Annotated in this window: 4 protein-coding genes; 3 read left to right on the top strand and 1 reads right to left on the bottom strand. The window is 33.3% G+C overall.

The window, feature by feature from the left end; translation table 11 throughout:
- The 3 genes from F6K13_RS24820 to F6K13_RS24810 all read left to right on the top strand — a co-directional run.
- The coding region (locus F6K13_RS24820; RefSeq protein WP_287288678.1) for a GUN4 domain-containing protein at nucleotides 1–347 on the top strand (347 nt) is incomplete at its 5' end.
- A 484-nt stretch (nucleotides 348–831) separates the two neighbouring features.
- Entirely contained in the window at nucleotides 832–978 is a 147-nt protein-coding gene (locus tag F6K13_RS24815; protein ID WP_161564406.1) for a hypothetical protein, read from the top strand.
- A 98-nt stretch (nucleotides 979–1,076) separates the two neighbouring features.
- Entirely contained in the window at nucleotides 1,077–1,706 is a 630-nt protein-coding gene (locus F6K13_RS24810) for a Uma2 family endonuclease (protein ID WP_287243504.1), read from the top strand.
- A gap of 67 nt (nucleotides 1,707–1,773) precedes the next feature.
- Here the strand turns inward: F6K13_RS24810 and F6K13_RS24805 are convergent, their stop codons facing one another.
- The gene (locus tag F6K13_RS24805) at nucleotides 1,774–2,424 is read right to left on the bottom strand and encodes a class I SAM-dependent methyltransferase (protein ID WP_124144075.1); all 651 of its coding nucleotides are present in this window, start codon (nucleotides 2,422–2,424) and stop codon (nucleotides 1,774–1,776) included.
- Nucleotides 2,425–3,356: the final 932 nt, after the last annotated feature.

Here is a 3,356-nt window from a genome sequence, read left to right as displayed (position 1 = left end):
ATGAATGGATAAAAGCTGATGAAGAGACAGCATTTATTTTGTATCAAGTAATGGCATTAAACAATATTCACAAAGAAGATATTCATGAGGAGATTCCACTTTCAATACTTAGAAAAATAGACCAAATTTGGGTAAAATATAGTAAAGGTAAGTTTGGCTTTTCTGTCCTAGAGGGAACTTATCAGAATTTGGTTAGTACGAGAGAATGTAATGAACAAGTATGGGAAGCGTTCTGTAACGAAGTCGGATGGCGTGAAGTGGAATGGTTGGATGACTCTGACCTAACTTCTGGTGAATACACATTTGGATTGGCACCTTCCCTTCTACAGGGGCCTTGTGTATACTAAGCTAGAACCGTTAAGATAAAAAAATTTTTGAAACTCAATTTCGTGAGTTTTCTCTATTTCAGCATTTTTGATACTTGGTACAGTTCAGTTATCAGTTATCAGTTTTTTATAACCCATTTCTCCCTCTACACATCATTAAAAAATTGCATTGCCACCTCTTGTTGTGAGGTACTTATACTTTTCTATTCAACCTCTTAGATTTTCCTTTGACAAATGTAGCGATAAGTGACATTAATTAATTTGAGTAACAGTAGGTTGGGTAGAACGAAGTGAAACCCAACAAACAATACCAAATTTAAAACAAGCAGTTAGAGTTGGGTTTATCCTTCGGATAAGCTGCGCTAACGTTACCTCAACCCAACCTACAAACTGCCATATCCTTCCAAAGTAATTATTAGAGGTTTTTATGAATTTAAAATTAGTTAAATCCCTAGCATAAATTATTAATAACTTAACCCCAGAAGAAAAACAGGTTTTGGGGACAATGATTAATTTAATTCAAGATAATAACCAACCTGAAAATCAGTCTTGGCATGAATTTATTGAAAACACTTATGGCAGTATCCAAGATGAAACTTTTGTTAGATATTCTCAAGGTAATTTTGAGCAGAGAGAATTATTTGAATATTAGATACTATAGCAAATCCCACAGTTACAAAGTACATTTAAAATCCCCCTAAATCCCCCTTTCCAAGGGGGATTTTGAAGGCTCCCCTCACTGAAATTACCATGACTAAAACTCTATTAAAACCAGAAAATTCAACTCTATTAACAGGAATTAAATGGGAAACCTATCAAGCATTATTGTTAGATTTAGCAGAAAATCCTGGTAAAAAATTGACCTACGACCAAGGTACATTAGAAATTATGACTCCCTTACCAGAACATGAAATTAATAAAGGTTTTTTAGGACGACTGGTACAAACAACTACAGAAGTATTAGGATTAGAAATATCGAGTCTTGGTTCGACAACATTAAGTCGAAAAGATTTGCAAAAAGGGGTTGAACCAGATGAATGTTATTACATCACCAATGAGGAATTAGTACGAGGTAAAATTAAATTTGATTTAGATCGCGACCCACCTCCAGATTTAGCAATTGAGATTTATATTACCAGCAGTTCTTTAGACCGTTTAACAATTTATGCTGCTTTAGGTATCCGAGAAATATGGAGATTTGATGGAGAAAAATTATTTATTTATTGTTTGGAAAATGGGAGTTATCAGGAGCGAGAAAAGTCAAATGTTTTGCCAATTTTATCCAAGTCAGTTATTTTAAACTTTCTCATTAGGCGAGGAGAAAAAGGAGAGAATGCTTTACTCCGTGAATTTCGTCAATGGTTAGAAAAATTTACCTAGAAATGTCTATTTTACTAAAAACAGAGTTTTATTCTAATAACTCTAATAAATGATATATAGGCTATTTCTATTGACTCCTGACTCCTGACTCCTGACTCCTAAAAAATGCAGTTACAGCCATCATTCCCCAAATAACTCCTAAACGAAATTTAGTTGCAGAATGTACTTCAAATTGAGCAGATACTAATAACTGATGTAATTCTGCTTGGGTATAACATTGTTGATGAGCAGGGTCGAAAATTTGTAAGAACCAGTCACAAATTCTACAGACAAAATAATCTTTATTCCAGTCAATAATTATTACTTTACCATTTGGTTTAAGCACCCGTTTCATTTCTCCTAATGCTACTTGAGGTTTGTCAAAAAAATGAAAAGAATTAGCACATACAACTACATCAAAAGAATGACTGTTAAATGGCAATGAATGAACAGATGCTTGTTGAAACTTAACGTTAGAATAAGCCTGATATTTTTTCCTAGCTACATTTAACATATTTTCAGATATATCAACTCCTATAATTTCTTGTTTTAGATTTTTGTCAAGCAAAAGTCTTTCAAATTCCCCAGTGCCACAAGCAACATCTAAAATACTTGCTTGTGGCTCAATTTGCTCCCAATTATGTAGAAAGGTAAGAGTATTAATTATATAATTACGCCAGCGTAAATCGTAAATATTAGCAAGTTCATCGTATTGCCTTTGAATTTTAATTTCGTTCATGTTATTTCAGTTATCAGTTATTAGTACTATAAATTTGAAAAAAGAATATTACTAATAATAAGGGCAGTCAAAATATTTTACCGAATAATTAAGGTTTAAAACCTCTCCTTTAAAGGAGAAAAAAGCGGTCGATCTTCGCAGCTTCCCGAAGGGTGGGATGGCGTTAGCGGAGCGGCTCTGTCAAGAGCGGGTTTCCTCGCCATATCCAATCGACCAAGAGAAGAAAAAATTTTCCCTTTTGCGTCAATTATCTTCTTTTCAAGGAGAGGTAATTATTAATTGTTGAAAGGAGATGTCTCTTTGACTAATAAGATAAGTTTTTAACTAATAAATGGTATCGAAGCTATTCATTCTGACTCCTGAATTCCCCTCCTGGGAGAGGTTAGGGGTGGGTTGACACCTAAAAAATTCCCCTAGCTATTTGTAGCAAACATTTATCAAATTGGTATACCTCCAGTTAAAGCTATAACCTTGAAATACTGAGGTTTATTTTTTCATCAATTTTTGAAGGTTATAGCTTGCCTAAACTTTTTCAATATATCAATACTTTTGACTTTTAACTTTTAACTTCCGCGTAGCGACACTAGATACATCAATTATTTATTCCTACTCCCTATTTTATGGAGAAGTTTAATATAGATACTTAACTTGGGGATATTTAGACAAAAATTTCACAAAATATAGCGTTTCCCAAGCTAATGAGGTACAGTTTTTTTTCTTATTTATCGATTCCTACAAAACCAGAGTTACCGAATAATTAAGGTTTAAAGCCTCTCCTTTAAAGGAGAAACAAGAAAAAAATTTCCTTTGAGTCAATCCTCTCCTTGAAAAGAAGAGGTAATTATTAATTATTAATTATTAATTATTGAATACTCCCTACTCCCTACTCCCTAAAACCAAGGAATTTTGTACCTCACGCTTTTTGGGAATTG

The sequence above is a fragment of the Okeania sp. SIO2B9 genome (assembly GCF_010672505.1).
Taxonomy (GTDB): Bacteria; Cyanobacteriota; Cyanobacteriia; order Cyanobacteriales; family Microcoleaceae; genus Okeania; species Okeania hirsuta.
The sequence above is the reverse complement of the archived record's forward strand: the minus strand, read 5'-3'. Positions and strand labels throughout refer to the sequence as shown.